Genomic DNA, 16652 nt, shown 5'->3' with positions numbered 1-16652 from the left:
TTTGTACAGATAAGGTAATAAGGATTAGGTCATGCGCCATCGTAAGAGTGGTCGTCAACTAAACCGTAACAGCAGTCATCGCCAAGCTATGTTTCGTAACATGGCAAGCTCTTTAGTCCGTCACGAAGTGATCAAGACTACTGTAGCTAAAGCGAAAGAACTGCGTCGCGTAGTTGAACCTCTAATAACGCTTGCTAAGAGTGATAGCGTTGCAAATCGCCGTTTGGCATTTGCTCGTACCCGCGACGCTGAAGTCGTAGGTAAGTTATTTAATGAATTGGGTCCACGCTATCAGGAACGTCCTGGTGGATATACCCGCATCCTTAAGTGCGGTCTACGTACTGGTGATAAAGCGCCTATGGCGTATATTGAACTAGTAGGTCGCCCTGAAGCTGCAGAAGCTGTTGAAGCTGACGACGCTGAGTAATTAAGGGTTTCATTGCAAAAAAGCCGGGCTTGCCCGGCTTTTTTTATGTCTTTATTTTGTCCAGTGACTCTGGGTTTTTACTCTCGGGGGTAAAACTAGTTGCCATCGTTTAAGGCCTTCTAAGCTAAATAGATAGCTGCCTTTCCTATCGAATTCGTAAGTTAGATCATCTGGATTCTTGCCTTGTAAGATCTGTGAGATAAGTTGCCCTGCTAGCTGGCCATGAAGATAGCCATCTAAGACGTAACCGCCAATATTTCTCTGTGCACCGATTGAAAAATCCCAAAAACCGAAGTGGGGTAGGGGAGAATTTTCCTTTGTCCAAAGGATCACTTCATCGGGGGAGACGTGCCGATTATCAGCATCTAGCAAGGTGTGATAGAGACCGACAAAGATCGCATCATAGCCACCTTCTTTTGCGCTACTGACAGCCTGCTGCCATTCAACAAATTTATTCAACAGCCTGAAATTCACACTAACCTTGCCTATGTTTATAGTGCTCAACTTTGGGCTTATCGGCTCGATAGAGGCCTTAGAGGTTTCACTGTCATCAAATACTACAAGTATTTTTCTGTCTGATTTTTTAGGCAATATTTGATCGGCTAGAATAATCGAACGTTTAAATATCGGTCGCTCCAGTACGCCGGTAAAGTTTGACAGCTTAGTCAAACCATAATCTCTAGGGTTGCTATTGAGTCCCAGAAAGACAACTGGTACATCAGTCTGTCCAAATTTCTGGGATAATAGGCTTATTGCGTTGTCATCGCAGAGTACCACCAGGTCAGGTTTTTGTTCGATGTATGCCTGCCAGGCTAAGCTGGCTTGCTTTGGAAACTGTTCAGTAGGGATAGTTTTGGTATTCATGTAGAAATGTGAAAAGGTGTTGCTCTCATCAACAATCGATTTTATGCCACGATTATAGCTTTCATCCCAAGCATACTCTTTATGGTAGCTCTCAATAATTAGAATCGATGCCGCAGTGGCTTCTCCTCTAGCTAGGATATATATCACAAGCAATAAGAGCACTGTCAGGCGCATCTTGAGTATCTCCTAGGCATATACCTAGTTATAGTCTATTTATTCTCTAACGGTGTTTTAGAGGTATAAAAAAGGCCTCGTTAGAGGCCCTTTCAATCAGCAAGTCTTAGTAACCGCTTTTTTGCTCTGTTTTGTAATCTAGCTTCTCATGGGTCTGTCCCATAGCTTCGGCTACTTCTGGAGGCATGTAGTTCTCATCATGCTTAGCGAGTACTTCAGTTGCCTGCAATTTGCCACCTTCTATTAGTACACCCTGAGCGACGATGCCTTGGCCTTCACGGAAAAGATCTGGTAGTAGATCGTCATAAGTTACTATGATCTCACCGCCTAAGGAATCATGGATGGCAAATTCAACATGTAAGCTTTCAGGATCTCTTACCATAGAGCCCATAGTCACCATACCGCCGACGCGTATGCGCTGGCCTATTTCAGGTAACACGCCGGTGTCTTTTTTGCCTTGTACTATTTCTGTCGGAGTGTAGAAAAGGTTTAAGTTAGAGTTCAATGCGTACAGTAATAGTGATGCTATTGCGGCTACACCACCAATTAAGGCTACTGCTAGAGCGAGTCTTTTTTTACGTCTTGTGTTCACTATTTATTACTCCGGTTTTCTTTGAGGCGTTCTTCTCGCTGAATCTTTTTTGCTATTTCAGTCAACACTTTACGTTTCTGTCCCATGCTCTGTATGACAAGTATCCCTAAAGAACCAAATGTCACACCATAAGCTAGCCACACATAGAAGGCGTAGCCACCCATATTTAAAAAATCACTCAATGAATCAAATTGCATTATTTAACTCCTTGGGCTTTAGCTAGAGTACGAACCCAAGGTCGCATACTGTTGCGTGCCAAAACCTCAGATCTAAAACGGATTAAGGTTATAGCGCCTATCATTAGGCCGAAACCTAAGATGTTTATTAGCAATGGATACAGCATCTCAGTAGGCATAGTCGATTTTTCTGTAATTCTAATCGTCGATGGTTGATGCAGTGAGCTCCACCATTCAACTGAGTATTTAATAATCGGGATGTTAATCACACCGACTATAGCTAAAATACCGGCGGCTCGTGCAGCTAATACCTTATCTTCAAAAGAGGCGTAAAGTGCAATAACACCCAGATAAAGAAACAAGAGGACTAGTTCGGCTGTCAAACGTGCATCCCATACCCACCAAGTTCCCCACATAGGCTTACCCCAGGTAGCGCCAGTGACTAAGGCGATAAAGGTGATCACGGCTCCTATTGGTGCAATGGCTGCAGCGGCCCAGTCTGCCGATTTTATCTGCCATACCAGGCCGATAAATGCAGACGTTGCCATGCCCATATATGCGGCCATAGACATAGAGGCTGCAGGAACATGGATGAAGATGATCCGGTAACTGTCACCTTGTTGATAATCACTTGGTGCAAAAGCTAATCCCCACACTGATCCTATACCGATCAGCGCAATCGCTAACATAGCGAACCAAGGGAGGAGTTTTCCAGAAAGGTTATACGCTCGTTCTGGATCCGCGTAACTATGTAGCCATTTCCACATATCAGTTAGTACTCACTCTTAAAGATGCACCAATTGCGAATGGTGCTAACGTTAATGAACCGACCAACATCGCTGCAATTATAGCGAGATGGCCATCATAAGGTAGATTTAACCCGGCAGCGTCTATGGCTGTCGTGGCAAAGATTAATACTGGAATATATAAAGGTAAGATGAGTAAGCTAAGTAGCACTCCTCCTTTATGTAGTCCTACGGTTAACGCGACGCCAATAGCCCCGAGTAAACTTAACACCGGTGTCCCTAAGGCTAAGGTTGCCATCAGCGCGCCGTAGCTATTAGCGTCTAAATGAAGCAATACGGCTAAAAGCGGCGCGACCAGAATTAGTGGTACTCCGGTTAATATCCAATGAGCGAGCACTTTTGCCAGAACCATCAAAGGCAAAGGTTGTGGGCTGAGCAGCATCTGTTCAAGACTACCGTCGACATAATCGGCCTTAAACAACCTCTCTAGGGACAGCATAGAGGCTAGCAAGGCCGCGACCCAAATAATGCCTGGGGCGACTCGAGATAATATTTTCGGTTCGGGTCCTATAGCCAATGGAAATAAGGTGACTATCAAGATAAAAAACAATAGTGGATTAAATATGTCGCCCTTATGACGAATTGCAATCTGTAGATCGCGTTTTAGTAGTGTAAAAAATGCTTGTCTGAAGCTGATGCCTTTTTTCATTTTTTGACCTTTATACAAAGCGATATTCAAGGCTAATCTTTCGCAGAATATCGTCTCCGATAATTCCCATATCTTGATGTGTCGTCAAGATGACACATCCACCACGTTTAGCGTGTTCAAGGAATAGATACTCAAGTTCTTCGACACCTTTCTTGTCTATAGCGGTAAAAGGTTCGTCTAACAACCAAATTTTACAATCGGTATGCCAGAGTCGAGCCAAGGCCGTACGTCTATGTTGCCCGGCTGAAAGGTGTCCTGCGAGTGCTTCTTCGAAGCCTGCTAGATTTACTTTGGCGAGAATATCTTGAGTATTGAAATCATTATAACCACTAATGCTTAAATTGAAGTTAAGATTTTCCTCTGCGGTTAATTCACTCTTAACACCTGCGAGGTGACCTATGTAGAGCAGGTCCTCATTATATTCGTCTCTATAACGATTTATATTTTGATTCTTATAATGAACATCGCCTGCGTAGGGGCGTGAAAGTCCTGCGAGAATCCTAAGTAGACTGGTTTTACCAGAGCCATTAGGACCTTCAATTTGAACGATCTCACCTTCAGTAATGTCGAAACAAAGCTCATCGAATAAGATGCGCTCCTCACGAATGCAGGTCAATTCCTTGGCTGAAATTAGGGTCTTTGTCATCTGTTCTACCACTGAGTCCTCTACATCAAGCCTTAAGTAATCACAAGGGATCCTAACACAATCACAATAGGGGGTTTAGTACTGCTTTGCTCTATGTGTCAGCAATTTGATGTGCTTCCAATAATTGAAACCTTTTAACAGAATTTTTGAACTTTTTCTTTTTCTCAATAAACATTTTTTAACCCTTGCTAATATAATATCTAATTTGTGCTATTAGTTGTGTTTATAGTGTCCAAGCTTTGATAGGAATCACAAAAAGGTGAGTTTTGTTGAAGTTTAATGTATTCTAGAGCAGGTATAAAAATAGTCTGCCTTACTCATTGATGAGAGTAATAAGGGTGGCGTTGAGCTTTGTTAGAACTTGCATTAGGAACATCGAACATGAAAAAATTGTTAGCTATGACTGCGGTCGCTGCTTTGACTTTGTCTGCAAACGCATTTGCACAAGAAGGTAAGGCTGTATACGACAAGGCATGCCACATATGCCACAGCATGGGTGTCGCTGGCGCTCCCAAATCACATGATGCTGCTGCTTGGGAGCCACGTCTTGCTCAAGGAATGGATACATTAGTATCTACAATCAAAACTGGTAAAGGCGCAATGCCACCAGGTGGCATGTGTACTGATTGTACCGATGAAGATTACAAGAACGCTATCGAGTACATGTCTAAGTAATCTTTATCTAGCTCGAGAGTTGAGCATAAAAAAACCGGCAATTAGCCGGTTTTTTTATGTCTGTCTTTTCTAGTTAATCGTAGCGGAACATCAGGCAATAAAAAGGGTCTGCGTTTGCAGACCCACTTCAATTTTTATGTCGCTATTTAACTTGCGTATCTATGACAAGCTGGACGGTATCACCCACTTTCACCATGGCAAGCCGACCTTGAAGATCACCAGACTGCGGTTTCACGCTACCATGCTTAGAGAGGACTGCGATAATCTCGACATTCTTAGCCCCACTCAGTTTCACATCGCCACCCATAGAAGTACTATCATCTAAGGTGATAGTGGTTGGTAGTGATTTAGCCGAGACCTTAATCGCCGCTAGAGGGACTTTCGGGCCTTCAGTACTACGGGCAAAGATGAACAGCATATCTGAACTAGCCACTTGGGCCGCTAGCTCATCAGATACAGAAACTTCAACGTTAACGCTTTTAGTCGTAGCTTTTACACTTGCGTGTGCTGCGTCATCAGGTATCTCACTTGTCTCGGCCTGAATTCTCATCCTGGCACTATCGATAGCATTGATGATTGCACTTCGATCGACATCTTTTCTTTCGCTATCGAGTATGACTTGCCAAGCATCGATGGCAATTTGATAATGAGCCGTAAAGAAAGCGTCCATACCTTTAAGCAACAGAGTCGAAGGATCTTCTGGGTCGAGCGCTAAAGATTGATCGATAATAGCCTGGATGGCAGGTGTCATCTGTTGATTCGCCCTGTAATACATGGCGGTTGCTTTTGGACCCAATAACTCGGCATGTGTACCAACGAGCTCCATAGCTTGATCAAAGGTTGCTATAGCATCGTTATAACGACTCGCAGATATATATATGTGGCCAAGACTAAAGAGAAGCTGACTATTTTCAGGCTCAGATTTCACTTGAGCTTCCATCATCTCTAGACGCTGCTGCATTATTTGCTCGGCATCCATTCCTGCATGTGGACTTGCTGGAGCTGGCTGATCTAATTTAGCGTAGGCTCCAAGTGTGGCATAGAAATAACCAGAAAGACCTATAATGACCACAGACATTAAGGTAGGCCATATCAAACCTTTTGGCTTAATTTTGTTGACCAGAGATTCATCTTCACCTTGCTTCATATCCTGAAGCAGACTTATCTCTAACTCTTTCTTAAGTACGTCGAACTCCTGTTGATCAAGAAGCTCTTCTTCTAGTTCGTTCTCTAGAATGATGAGACGATTGTTAAACAGCTCAAGGTTAGTTTGTTTACGAACACCTGCTTCTTCCGTCTGCAACATCTTATGCTGACGAAAATGAGGAAACCAAATCAGCACTAGGCTGACTAACACAAAAAGCGCAATAAAAATCCAGAGAGTGGTCATTATTTCTTTTTCACATTAGTTATAAAAAGCGGATCAACCGCTGGGCTAGGGATAGGATTATACGTAAAGATTATTCATTGAACAGTAATATAAGGAGATGAGTCAGGTAAATAGTGATAGTTGGGCACTGGTTCACAGTTCGATTCTATTTTTTAAAAGAGGCTGAAACTTAAGTTTCACATAAGGGTCTGATCATAGAATCAGGTTCATTTTACATCTGTTACAGACTTGATGATTAGCCAATAAATGCGACTGGTCACCCATATTTGTACGAAAGAAGCAGACAGATACAACAGCAAATACTAAAATGACTCAAATTTTAAACCTTAGGCAGCTAAATTATTACTTGCTTAAGTATGTTGAGTGATTGAATTGGGCGTAAGCTTAACAAATAATCTAAAGTACTGAGGAAAACTCATGATCCCAGAATTAGGACACCTATCGCTGATAATCGGTTTGGCTTTTGCCTTCCTTTTAGCTAGCGTTCCTTTAATTGGTGTTGCACGCAAAGACCAATACCTAGTGCGCTATGCTTGGCCACTAACTTACGGTATGTTCTTCTTTATCTTCCTATCCGTTATTGTACTAGGCTACAGCTTTGCGGTTGATGACTTTTCAGTTGCTTATGTAGCGCATCACTCAAACTCTCAGTTGCCTATCTTCTTTAAGATAGCAGCAGTATGGGGTGGACATGAAGGATCTTTACTCTTCTGGGTGTTTGCACTTTCCGGCTGGACAGCGGCTGTTGCCTATTTTAGTAAAAGCCTAGAAGAGGTGTTTACCGCCAGGGTATTATCGGTACTGGCCTTCATCGTGATCGGTTTTGCATTATTCATGGTCTTGACTTCCAATCCTTTCGAGCGCTTATTCCCGATCCCTATGGAAGGCCGTGATCTAAACCCAATGTTGCAAGACGTGGGTCTGATTTTCCACCCTCCCATGCTATATCTTGGTTATGTAGGCTTCTCTGTGAGTTTTGCCTTCGCTATTTCAGCCTTAATGGGCGGTAGTCTTGATTCAGCATGGGCACGCTGGAGCCGACCATGGACTTTGGCTGCTTGGGTATTCCTAACTGGTGGTATTTCTCTCGGTTCTTGGTGGGCATATTATGAATTAGGTTGGGGCGGTTGGTGGTTCTGGGATCCAGTCGAGAATGCTTCATTCATGCCTTGGCTAATCGGCACTGCACTGCTTCATTCGGTTATCGTGACCGAGAAACGCGCTGCTTTCCGTAACTGGACTGTACTACTCTCTATCACCGCATTCTCGCTAAGTTTGTTAGGTACTTTCATTGTTCGTTCCGGAGTGCTTACTTCGGTGCACTCTTTTGCCGCAGATCCTAGTCGAGGCATGTTTATTCTGCTGTTATTGGGATTGGCTGTCGGTGGCTCATTGACACTATTCGCTTTCAGAGCTAGTCAAATGAAGAGTCCGGCACGTTTCGATTTATGGTCTAAAGAAACTATGCTGCTTATCTGTAATATTCTACTTACAGTGGCATGTGGCACCGTACTACTAGGTACCCTCTATCCGCTACTCATAGATGCTTTGAATATGGGTAAAATTTCGGTAGGACCTCCATATTTTAATGCCGTGTTCGTACCAATCATCCTAGTGCTATTCGTATTTATGGGCATAGGTCCGAATATACGTTGGAAGAAAGCTAAGCCCGGCGCGATGAAAGCGAAAGTCTTAGTACCTGCAGCCGTTGCTACTACTGTTGGTGTCGCGGCGCCATTCCTGGCGGATGGTAAGTTCAATATCTGGGTCGTTTTAGGAATCGGTACGGCTACTTGGGTTACACTCATGACACTTAGAGCGGGATACGATCTGATTAAGTCGAAAGATGGCTCTCTTAGTTTGGCTCGACTGGGTCGTAGCCAACTGGGTATGATCATTGCTCACTTAGGCATAGCAGTATCGGTTGTGGGCGGCACTATTGTTTCAAACTACTCGATCGAAAAGAGCGTACGCATGGGGCCTGGTATTAGCCAAGAGCTGGCAGGTTACACTTTTAATTACATCGAAACTAAGAATGTTGTTGGACCAAACTATACGGCTTTACAAGGACAGATTGAAGTGTCTAAAGATGGTGAATTTATCACCTTGCTAAAGCCGGATCGTCGCCAGTACAATGTGCGTACTATGGACATGACAGAAGCTGGTATCGACTGGGGACTCTTCCGTGATTTATATGTCACCATGGGCGATCCAATTAGTCGTACCGAGTTTGCTGTACGTATTAACTATAAGCCATTTGTTCGTTGGTTATGGTTCGGAAGCATCTTTATGATGGTAGGTGGCTTCTTTGCTGCATCGGATAAGCGGTATCGTACGAAGAAGGCACCGCAAACATCTAAGCTCGACGCGGAAAAAGAGAAATTGGCTACGGCCTAACTTGAATTGGGGCAAGTATGAAGAAGCTGGTATTATTTATTCCACTGATCTTAGTGATGGGTATGGGAGCGTTCCTTTATAAGGGACTCTTCCTCAACCCACAACAATTAGATTCGGCTCTCGAAGGAAAACCTATCCCGGTTTTTCAGTTAGAGCGTTTGGAAGATAGTAGCGAGATAATCACAAATGAAACCTTGAAAGGTAAAGTGTCATTATTAAACGTATGGGCGACATGGTGCCCATCGTGTAAATACGAGCACCCTTATCTGATGCGTTTTGCAAGACAGAATACTTTACCTATCTATGGTATTAATTACCGTGATGAACGGGCACTGGCGATTCGAGAATTGAATAGGCAGGGAGATCCCTATACTAAGAATATTTTCGATCATGACGGGCGTCTCGGTCTGGATCTTGGTGTTTATGGCGCGCCTGAAAGCTTCTTAGTTGATCACAACGGTATCATCAGGTTCAGATATGCAGGCCCAATTGATCAGCGCGTATGGAATGAGACATTGCTGCCAATGATTAAACAGCTGCAAGCCGTTGCAAAGCAGGAGGGAGCTTCATGATGAAATCAGTATTCAAACTCATGGGAGCAATACTCCTGTCATTAACTGTGATATCAGTTTATGCGACGCCAGTTGATACCTATGAGTTCAAGTCAGTAGAAAACCAGAAGCGAGCGCTGGAACTAGCGCACTCACTTCGTTGCCCTCAGTGTCAGAATCAAAATTTAATCGATTCTAATTCGCCGGTAGCTCAGGATCTTCGTCTCGAAGTTTACCAGATGGTTGATGCCGGGAAAGACTATGACGAAGTGATAGAGTTTATGACTAGTCGCTATGGTGATTTCGTCCTCTATAAGCCGAGAATGGAACCCAAAACATATGTCTTATGGTTAGGTCCTTTCGGGTTATTAGTCGTTGGCTTACTTATCGGTTTCTTCTTCGTACGTAAACAGCGTATCTCTCAAGTCGAAGAGCAAGATATCAGCGCCGAAGAGCAGAAAGAGTTAGACAGGTTACTCAATCGAGACGACCAATGAATAAAGGTTTGACTAAAGTGCTAACAGTTTCTCTGTTAGCACTCACTTCATTATCTATCGGTGCGGCTATGGCGTATCCAGGGATGCACAAAAAAGACGAAGGGGTTGCTCAGTCGAGTATAGACCTTATCAGTGTATTGCCTGAAACCTATCCAATCGATGTTGTTCCGTTCAGTGATGCCAATGGTAAGCCTGTGGACTTCAGTCAATATCGAGGCAAGGTTATCATGGTTAACATGTGGGCGACTTGGTGCCCACCATGTGTGCGTGAATTACCTGCAATAGAACGCTTATCATCTAAGTTCGATAAAGCAAAATTCGAAGTCTTACCTATTTCTATTGATTTAGAGGGGAAAGCCCAAGTTGAACCTTTCCTTAAAGAGTTAGGAATGGAAGGCTTCACGTCTTATTATGATGAGAAGCAGCAGTTAGGTCAGGTGTTCCCACTCGACACTATTCCCGCGACATTTATCTTAAATGAAGAAGGTGAGCTAATTGCTTTTGTACGCACCTTTGTAGACTGGGATGATGAGAAAGCGGTTGAATTGATCCAGAGCTTTATAGATAAACCTATATAGACCACCAAATATAGAAATATCTATATTGATAAAGCACGAGTTGGCATTATCACTTCTTTAAAAGGGACCTTAGGTCCCTTTTTTGTGTTTTGAATCCAGTAGTGACTGTTAAAGAGGCGGTCTGAGTGCTATTAATCACCGTTTCGATTGATAAATATGCGGTCATTAAGTTAATTGGAATATTCTTGTAAATAGCCCTTGCGCTCTGGGCTGACATCCCTATAATGCGCATCCACTGACACGGCAAACCAGTCTTCTTAAACGAAGCTGAAACGCAGTCAGGGCAATAAGTAAGCTTGTTTTTTTCTTCGTTTTAAACGATAGGAATTAAATTTTTAAAAGCCCTTGACGCCAACAACGGGAAGTGTAGAATACGCATCCCTAGCCAAGGCGGAACGCCTTGGGAAGTAAGTAAAAGCCAGCGACCTAGCGTCTACCGGCGGTGCTACCAAGCACCAGCTCTTTAACAATTCAAAACAAGAAATCTGTGTGGACACTCACAGGTATTGAGTTATTCGAAATTGCCTTCTGTTCTTCGGAATGTCGGCAATCAAAATATTACTCAATGAATGAGTGTTCATAGATTCGAACTTAGTTCGGATCAATATGTATAGTTTTGGTTTCACTTCTTCTCTTCGTGAAAAGAAAGTGGAAAACAAAGCAACAGTATAATTCATTGAGCCGATGTCATCTTCGAAAGAGGATGCATCAAAAAAACTTTAATTGAAGAGTTTGATCATGGCTCAGATTGAACGCTGGCGGCAGGCCTAACACATGCAAGTCGAGCGGAAACAGGAAGTAGCTTGCTACTTTGCTGTCGAGCGGCGGACGGGTGAGTAATGCCTAGGGAACTGCCCAGTCGAGGGGGATAACAGTTGGAAACGACTGCTAATACCGCATACGCCCTACGGGGGAAAGGAGGGGACCTTCGGGCCTTTCGCGATTGGATGTACCTAGGTGGGATTAGCTAGTTGGTAAGGTAATGGCTTACCAAGGCGACGATCCCTAGCTGGTCTGAGAGGATGATCAGCCACACTGGAACTGAGACACGGTCCAGACTCCTACGGGAGGCAGCAGTGGGGAATATTGCACAATGGGCGAAAGCCTGATGCAGCCATGCCGCGTGTGTGAAGAAGGCCTTCGGGTTGTAAAGCACTTTCAGCGAGGAGGAAAGGTTGTAGTTTAATAAACTATAGCTGTGACGTTACTCGCAGAAGAAGCACCGGCTAACTTCGTGCCAGCAGCCGCGGTAATACGAGGGGTGCAAGCGTTAATCGGAATTACTGGGCGTAAAGCGTACGCAGGCGGTTTGTTAAGCAAGATGTGAAAGCCCCGGGCTCAACCTGGGAATTGCATTTTGAACTGGCAAACTAGAGTCTTGTAGAGGGGGGTAGAATTTCAGGTGTAGCGGTGAAATGCGTAGAGATCTGAAGGAATACCGGTGGCGAAGGCGGCCCCCTGGACAAAGACTGACGCTCAGGTACGAAAGCGTGGGGAGCAAACAGGATTAGATACCCTGGTAGTCCACGCCGTAAACGATGTCTACTCGGAATTTGGTGTCTTGAACACTGGGTTCCCAAGCTAACGCATTAAGTAGACCGCCTGGGGAGTACGGCCGCAAGGTTAAAACTCAAATGAATTGACGGGGGCCCGCACAAGCGGTGGAGCATGTGGTTTAATTCGATGCAACGCGAAGAACCTTACCTACTCTTGACATCCACAGAACTTTCCAGAGATGGATTGGTGCCTTCGGGAACTGTGAGACAGGTGCTGCATGGCTGTCGTCAGCTCGTGTTGTGAAATGTTGGGTTAAGTCCCGCAACGAGCGCAACCCTTATCCTTATTTGCCAGCACGTAATGGTGGGAACTTTAGGGAGACTGCCGGTGATAAACCGGAGGAAGGTGGGGACGACGTCAAGTCATCATGGCCCTTACGAGTAGGGCTACACACGTGCTACAATGGTCGGTACAGAGGGTCGCAAAGCCGCGAGGTCAAGCTAATCCCACAAAGCCGGTCGTAGTCCGGATCGGAGTCTGCAACTCGACTCCGTGAAGTCGGAATCGCTAGTAATCGTGAATCAGAATGTCACGGTGAATACGTTCCCGGGCCTTGTACACACCGCCCGTCACACCATGGGAGTGGGCTGCACCAGAAGTAGATAGCTTAACCTTTCGGGGAGGGCGTTTACCACGGTGTGGTTCATGACTGGGGTGAAGTCGTAACAAGGTAGCCCTAGGGGAACCTGGGGCTGGATCACCTCCTTACCTATACGACTAACTCAATATTTGCTGAGTGTTCACACAGATAACTTGTTCTTGTTAGAGCAAGAAACACACCTTAACGGTGTTGTTTGTTCTTTAAAAATTTGGAAAGCTGATAGTGTTAATGTGAAAGGGACTATTGTAAAAGCTACTTCGTAAGAGGTAAGGATTGCAGTGGTTAATAGCATTAGCGCGAAAAATAAATAATTGAGTTCTCAAACACTTAAATCAAGTGCCGACTCTTTCATTAGAGCTTCTTGTATAAGAGGTCTTTAACGATTGGGTCATGAGTATTCTTTTGGCGAAAGTAAACACCATTAGTTGCGATACAGTCCTATGTGGGTTGTATGGTTAAGTGACTAAGCGTATACGGTGGATGCCTTGGCAGTCAGAGGCGATGAAGGACGTAGTAACTTGCGAAAAGCGTTGGCGAGCTAGTAACAAGCATTTGAGCTAACGATGTCCGAATGGGGAAACCCACTCACATAAGTGAGTATCACTACATGAATACATAGTGTAGTGAGGCAAACCCGGGGAACTGAAACATCTAAGTACCCGGAGGAACAGAAATCAACCGAGATTCCCCTAGTAGCGGCGAGCGAACGGGGATTAGCCCTTAAGTCTATGGGGTGTTAGTGGAATGAGTTGGAAAGCTCAGCGGCACAGGGTGATAGCCCCGTACATGAAAACTAACCATAGATGAAAACGAGTAGGACGGGACACGTGACATCTTGTCTGAACATGGGGGGACCATCCTCCAAGGCTAAATACTCCTGACTGACCGATAGTGAACCAGTACCGTGAGGGAAAGGCGAAAAGAACCCCTGTGAGGGGAGTGAAATAGAACCTGAAACCGTATACGTACAAGCAGTGGGAGCGGTTCTTGAGACCGTGACTGCGTACCTTTTGTATAATGGGTCAGCGACTTACATTTTGTAGCGAGGTTAAGCGAATAGCGGAGCCGTAGGGAAACCGAGTGTTAACTGCGCGTTTAGTTGCAAGGTGTAGACCCGAAACCCGGTGATCTATCCATGGGCAGGTTGAAGGTTGAGTAACATCAACTGGAGGACCGAACCGACTTATGTTGAAAAATGAGCGGATGACTTGTGGATGGGGGTGAAAGGCCAATCAAACCGGGAGATATCTGGTTCTCCTCGAAAGCTATTTAGGTAGCGCCTCGAGCGAATACCATTGGGGGTAGAGCACTGTTAAGGCTAGGGGGTCATCCCGACTTACCAACCCTTTGCAAACTCCGAATACCAATGAGTACTACTCGGGAGACACACGGCGGGTGCTAACGTCCGTCGTGGAAAGGGAAACAACCCAGACCATCAGCTAAGGTCCCAAAGTTATTGCTAAGTGGGAAACGATGTGGGAAGGCTTAGACAGCTAGGAAGTTGGCTTAGAAGCAGCCATCTTTTAAAGAAAGCGTAATAGCTCACTAGTCGAGTCGGCCTGCGCGGAAGATTTAACGGGGCTAAGCAATACACCGAAGCTATGGGTACTAGTGCTTGCACTAGTGCGGTAGAGGAGCGTTCTGTAAGCCGTTGAAGGCGAAGGGGTAACCCACGCTGGAGGTATCAGAAGTGCGAATGCTGACATGAGTAACGATAAAGGGAGTGAAAAACTCCCTCGCCGAAAGACCAAGGTTTCCTGTCCAATGTTAATCAGGGCAGGGTAAGTCGACCCCTAAGGTGAGGCCGAAAGGCGTAATCGATGGGAAACAGGTTAATATTCCTGTACTTCTGCTAACTGCGATGGAGAGACGGAGAAGGCTAGACTAGCGCGGCGTTGGTTGTCCGCGTTTAAGGTTGTAGGTTGTATTCTTAGGCAAATCCGGGAATACGCATTAAATTGCAAGACTGAGGACTGATGACGAGACCCTAAGGGGTTGAAGTAGTTGATGCCATGCTTCCAGGAAAATCTTCTAAGCTTCAGGTTAGTAGGAATCGTACCCCAAACCGACACAGGTGGTTGGGTAGAGAATACCAAGGCGCTTGAGAGAACTCGGCTGAAGGAACTAGGCAAAATGGTACCGTAACTTCGGGAGAAGGTACGCTCCCGACGGTGATGAGACTTGCTCTCTAAGCTGTTGGGAGTCGCAGATACCAGGTGGCTGCAACTGTTTATCAAAAACACAGTACTGTGCAAACTCGCAAGAGGAAGTATACGGTATGACGCCTGCCCGGTGCCGGAAGGTTAATTGATTGGGTTATCTTCGGAGAAGCTCATGATCGAAGCCCCGGTAAACGGCGGCCGTAACTATAACGGTCCTAAGGTAGCGAAATTCCTTGTCGGGTAAGTTCCGACCTGCACGAATGGCGTAATGATGGCCACGCTGTCTCCAGCCGAGACTCAGTGAAGTTGAAATTGCGGTGAAGATGCCGTATACCCGCGGCTAGACGGAAAGACCCCGTGCACCTTTACTATAGCTTGGCACTGAACATTGAACCTACATGTGTAGGATAGGTGGGAGACTTTGAAGTTGGGACGCTAGTTCTGATGGAGTCAACCTTGAAATACCACCCTTGTAGTTTTGATGTTCTAACTCAGGCCCCTGAATCGGGGTTGAGGACAGTGCCTGGTGGGTAGTTTGACTGGGGCGGTCTCCTCCCAAAGAGTAACGGAGGAGCACGAAGGTTGGCTAAGTACGGTCGGACATCGTACGGTTAGTGCAATGGCATAAGCCAGCTTAACTGCGAGACATACACGTCGAGCAGGTACGAAAGTAGGTCATAGTGATCCGGTGGTTCTGTATGGAAGGGCCATCGCTCAACGGATAAAAGGTACGCCGGGGATAACAGGCTGATACCGCCCAAGAGTTCATATCGACGGCGGTGTTTGGCACCTCGATGTCGGCTCATCACATCCTGGGGCTGAAGTCGGTCCCAAGGGTATGGCTGTTCGCCATTTAAAGTGGTACGCGAGCTGGGTTCAGAACGTCGTGAGACAGTTCGGTCCCTATCTGCCGTGGGCGTTGGATGATTGAAGGAAGCTGCTCCTAGTACGAGAGGACCGGAGTGGACGAACCGCTGGTGTTCGGGTTGTTATGCCAATAGCATTGCCCGGTAGCTACGTTCGGAATCGATAACCGCTGAAAGCATCTAAGCGGGAAGCGAGTCCTAAGATGAGTCATCCCTAGGAATTTAATTCCTCTAAAGAGCCGTTCGAGACTAGGACGTTGATAGGCAGGGTGTGTAAGCGTTGTGAGGCGTTGAGCTAACCTGTACTAATGACTCGTGAGGCTTAACCATACAACCCAGATGGGTTTGTGTAGTTAGTGTGTGTATTACTTCATAAGCACAAAAGAATACGAACTTGATTTAAGTTGGTCATAAAATGCTCCTGCATTTATGACATACAGTACATCCGTGTACTAAACCCAATTATTTATAAGCTTTCTAAATTTACCAAATTAGTCTGGAAACCATAGCATTGTGGCCCCACCTGAATCCATCTCGAACTCAGAAGTGAAACGCAATCGCGCCGATGGTAGTGTGGGGTCTCCCCATGTGAGAGTAGGTCATTTCCAGGCGCTCATTAAGTGAAAAAGCCACCTGAATAAGGTGGCTTTTTTGCGTCTGGGATTTAATAAAGTTTGGCTGAATAGCTCGAACTTACCGGTACAGATATCAGGTGACTTATCCACTTAGGAAGGCATGAATGCCTACCCCCGATGTCGCCCCGCCGCTGAGCGGGCTCTCCCGCTACGAAACGAAGTTTCTCCGCGTTCAATTAGGGCTGAATACTACGTATTCAAATCGCCGTAATTTCACCCCCATGTGTCCACTTCGTGGACTACGAGAGTAGGTCATTTCCAGGCGCCTAATTTCTCGTAAAGAGAGTCGATAAATCCCCAGCACTTAGTGTTGGGGATTTTTTCGTATATACGCTCCGCGAAGGAGCTACGCTCGATGTCGACTCGCCGCTGAGCGGGGTCCCCAGCTTGCAGCAAAGCTGCTGCGCGC

At 45.5% G+C, this 16652-nt stretch carries 13 protein-coding genes and 3 rRNA genes; 9 read left to right on the top strand and 7 right to left on the bottom strand.

Going from position 1 to position 16652, the window contains the following annotated elements:
• Positions 1-31 precede the first annotated feature (31 nt).
• Entirely contained in the window at positions 32-427 is a 396-nt protein-coding gene (rplQ, locus tag FM037_RS26710) for a 50S ribosomal protein L17 (RefSeq protein ID WP_005502465.1), read from the top strand.
• 51 nt (positions 428-478) lie between these two features.
• On the opposite strand, the gene FM037_RS26705 is transcribed toward rplQ, so the two are convergent.
• The 6 genes from FM037_RS26705 to ccmA form a co-directional block, all read right to left on the bottom strand.
• On the bottom strand, positions 479-1465 hold the full coding sequence (locus FM037_RS26705; protein ID WP_144048497.1) for an ABC transporter substrate-binding protein: 987 nt from the start codon (positions 1463-1465) through the stop codon (positions 479-481).
• Between the two features lie 106 nt (positions 1466-1571).
• Entirely contained in the window at positions 1572-2057 is a 486-nt protein-coding gene (gene ccmE / locus FM037_RS26700; RefSeq protein ID WP_144048496.1) for a cytochrome c maturation protein CcmE, read from the bottom strand.
• On the bottom strand, positions 2057-2254 hold the full coding sequence (gene ccmD / locus FM037_RS26695; protein WP_112351047.1) for a heme exporter protein CcmD: 198 nt from the start codon (positions 2252-2254) through the stop codon (positions 2057-2059). The genes ccmE and ccmD overlap by 1 nt, the downstream gene beginning before the upstream one ends.
• Complete coding sequence (locus FM037_RS26690; RefSeq protein WP_144048495.1) at positions 2254-3000, bottom strand: heme ABC transporter permease; 747 nt, start codon at positions 2998-3000, stop codon at positions 2254-2256. Before FM037_RS26690 ends, ccmD begins: the two co-directional genes overlap by 1 nt.
• A gap of 1 nt (position 3001) precedes the next feature.
• A complete protein-coding gene (ccmB, locus tag FM037_RS26685) occupies positions 3002-3688 on the bottom strand; it encodes a heme exporter protein CcmB (RefSeq protein WP_144048494.1) in 687 nt (228 codons plus the stop codon).
• Between the two features lie 10 nt (positions 3689-3698).
• Positions 3699-4334: a cytochrome c biogenesis heme-transporting ATPase CcmA gene (gene ccmA / locus FM037_RS26680; RefSeq protein WP_144048493.1), complete on the bottom strand. Its 636-nt coding sequence runs from the start codon at positions 4332-4334 to the stop codon at positions 3699-3701.
• 381 nt (positions 4335-4715) lie between these two features.
• Between ccmA and FM037_RS26675 the strand changes: the two genes are divergently transcribed.
• Positions 4716-5009, top strand: a complete 294-nt coding sequence (locus FM037_RS26675) for a c-type cytochrome (protein ID WP_144048492.1) — start codon at positions 4716-4718, stop codon at positions 5007-5009.
• A gap of 142 nt (positions 5010-5151) precedes the next feature.
• Here FM037_RS26675 and ccmI read toward each other — a convergent pair whose 3' ends face one another.
• Positions 5152-6399: a c-type cytochrome biogenesis protein CcmI gene (ccmI, locus tag FM037_RS26670; protein ID WP_144048491.1), complete on the bottom strand. Its 1248-nt coding sequence runs from the start codon at positions 6397-6399 to the stop codon at positions 5152-5154.
• Positions 6400-6816: 417 nt separating this feature from the next.
• Between ccmI and FM037_RS26665 the strand changes: the two genes are divergently transcribed.
• The 7 genes from FM037_RS26665 to rrf all read left to right on the top strand — a co-directional run bounded on the left by FM037_RS26665 (position 6817) and on the right by rrf (position 16219).
• Complete coding sequence (locus FM037_RS26665) at positions 6817-8796, top strand: heme lyase CcmF/NrfE family subunit (RefSeq protein ID WP_144048490.1); 1980 nt, start codon at positions 6817-6819, stop codon at positions 8794-8796.
• 17 nt (positions 8797-8813) lie between these two features.
• Positions 8814-9368 (top strand): DsbE family thiol:disulfide interchange protein, encoded by a 555-nt coding sequence (locus FM037_RS26660; protein WP_144048489.1) that lies wholly within the window; start codon positions 8814-8816, stop codon positions 9366-9368.
• Entirely contained in the window at positions 9365-9844 is a 480-nt protein-coding gene (gene nrfF, locus FM037_RS26655; RefSeq protein ID WP_144048488.1) for a heme lyase NrfEFG subunit NrfF, read from the top strand. Before FM037_RS26660 ends, nrfF begins: the two co-directional genes overlap by 4 nt.
• Positions 9841-10422, top strand: a complete 582-nt coding sequence (locus FM037_RS26650; protein ID WP_144048487.1) for a TlpA disulfide reductase family protein — start codon at positions 9841-9843, stop codon at positions 10420-10422. The genes nrfF and FM037_RS26650 overlap by 4 nt, the downstream gene beginning before the upstream one ends.
• Positions 10423-11142: 720 nt before the next feature.
• Positions 11143-12687: ribosomal RNA gene (locus tag FM037_RS26645) — 16S ribosomal RNA — on the top strand.
• 346 nt (positions 12688-13033) lie between these two features.
• Positions 13034-15938: ribosomal RNA gene (locus FM037_RS26640) — 23S ribosomal RNA — on the top strand.
• 165 nt (positions 15939-16103) lie between these two features.
• A 5S ribosomal RNA gene (gene rrf, locus FM037_RS26635) occupies positions 16104-16219 on the top strand.
• The 16S, 23S and 5S rRNA genes sit together here, the layout of an rRNA operon.
• Positions 16220-16652: the final 433 nt, after the last annotated feature.

The sequence above is a fragment of the Shewanella psychropiezotolerans genome (genome assembly GCF_007197555.1).
Taxonomy (GTDB): Bacteria; Pseudomonadota; Gammaproteobacteria; order Enterobacterales; family Shewanellaceae; genus Shewanella; species Shewanella psychropiezotolerans.
The sequence above is the reverse complement of the archived record's forward strand: the minus strand, read 5'-3'. Positions and strand labels throughout refer to the sequence as shown.

What these genes read in the sequence shown, in the direction of transcription:
- rplQ (WP_005502465.1), top strand. Translation starts at nt 32, where the DNA reads ATGCGCCATCGTAAGAGTGGTCGTCAACTAAACCGTAACAGCAGTCAT.
- FM037_RS26705 (WP_144048497.1), bottom strand. Translation starts at nt 1,465, where the DNA reads ATGCGCCTGACAGTGCTCTTATTGCTTGTGATATATATCCTAGCTAGA.
- ccmD (WP_112351047.1), bottom strand. Translation starts at nt 2,254, where the DNA reads ATGCAATTTGATTCATTGAGTGATTTTTTAAATATGGGTGGCTACGCC.
- FM037_RS26690 (WP_144048495.1), bottom strand. Translation starts at nt 3,000, where the DNA reads ATGTGGAAATGGCTACATAGTTACGCGGATCCAGAACGAGCGTATAAC.
- ccmB (WP_144048494.1), bottom strand. Translation starts at nt 3,688, where the DNA reads ATGAAAAAAGGCATCAGCTTCAGACAAGCATTTTTTACACTACTAAAA.
- ccmA (WP_144048493.1), bottom strand. Translation starts at nt 4,334, where the DNA reads ATGACAAAGACCCTAATTTCAGCCAAGGAATTGACCTGCATTCGTGAG.
- FM037_RS26675 (WP_144048492.1), top strand. Translation starts at nt 4,716, where the DNA reads ATGAAAAAATTGTTAGCTATGACTGCGGTCGCTGCTTTGACTTTGTCT.
- ccmI (WP_144048491.1), bottom strand. Translation starts at nt 6,399, where the DNA reads ATGACCACTCTCTGGATTTTTATTGCGCTTTTTGTGTTAGTCAGCCTA.
- FM037_RS26665 (WP_144048490.1), top strand. Translation starts at nt 6,817, where the DNA reads ATGATCCCAGAATTAGGACACCTATCGCTGATAATCGGTTTGGCTTTT.
- FM037_RS26660 (WP_144048489.1), top strand. Translation starts at nt 8,814, where the DNA reads ATGAAGAAGCTGGTATTATTTATTCCACTGATCTTAGTGATGGGTATG.
- nrfF (WP_144048488.1), top strand. Translation starts at nt 9,365, where the DNA reads ATGATGAAATCAGTATTCAAACTCATGGGAGCAATACTCCTGTCATTA.
- FM037_RS26650 (WP_144048487.1), top strand. Translation starts at nt 9,841, where the DNA reads ATGAATAAAGGTTTGACTAAAGTGCTAACAGTTTCTCTGTTAGCACTC.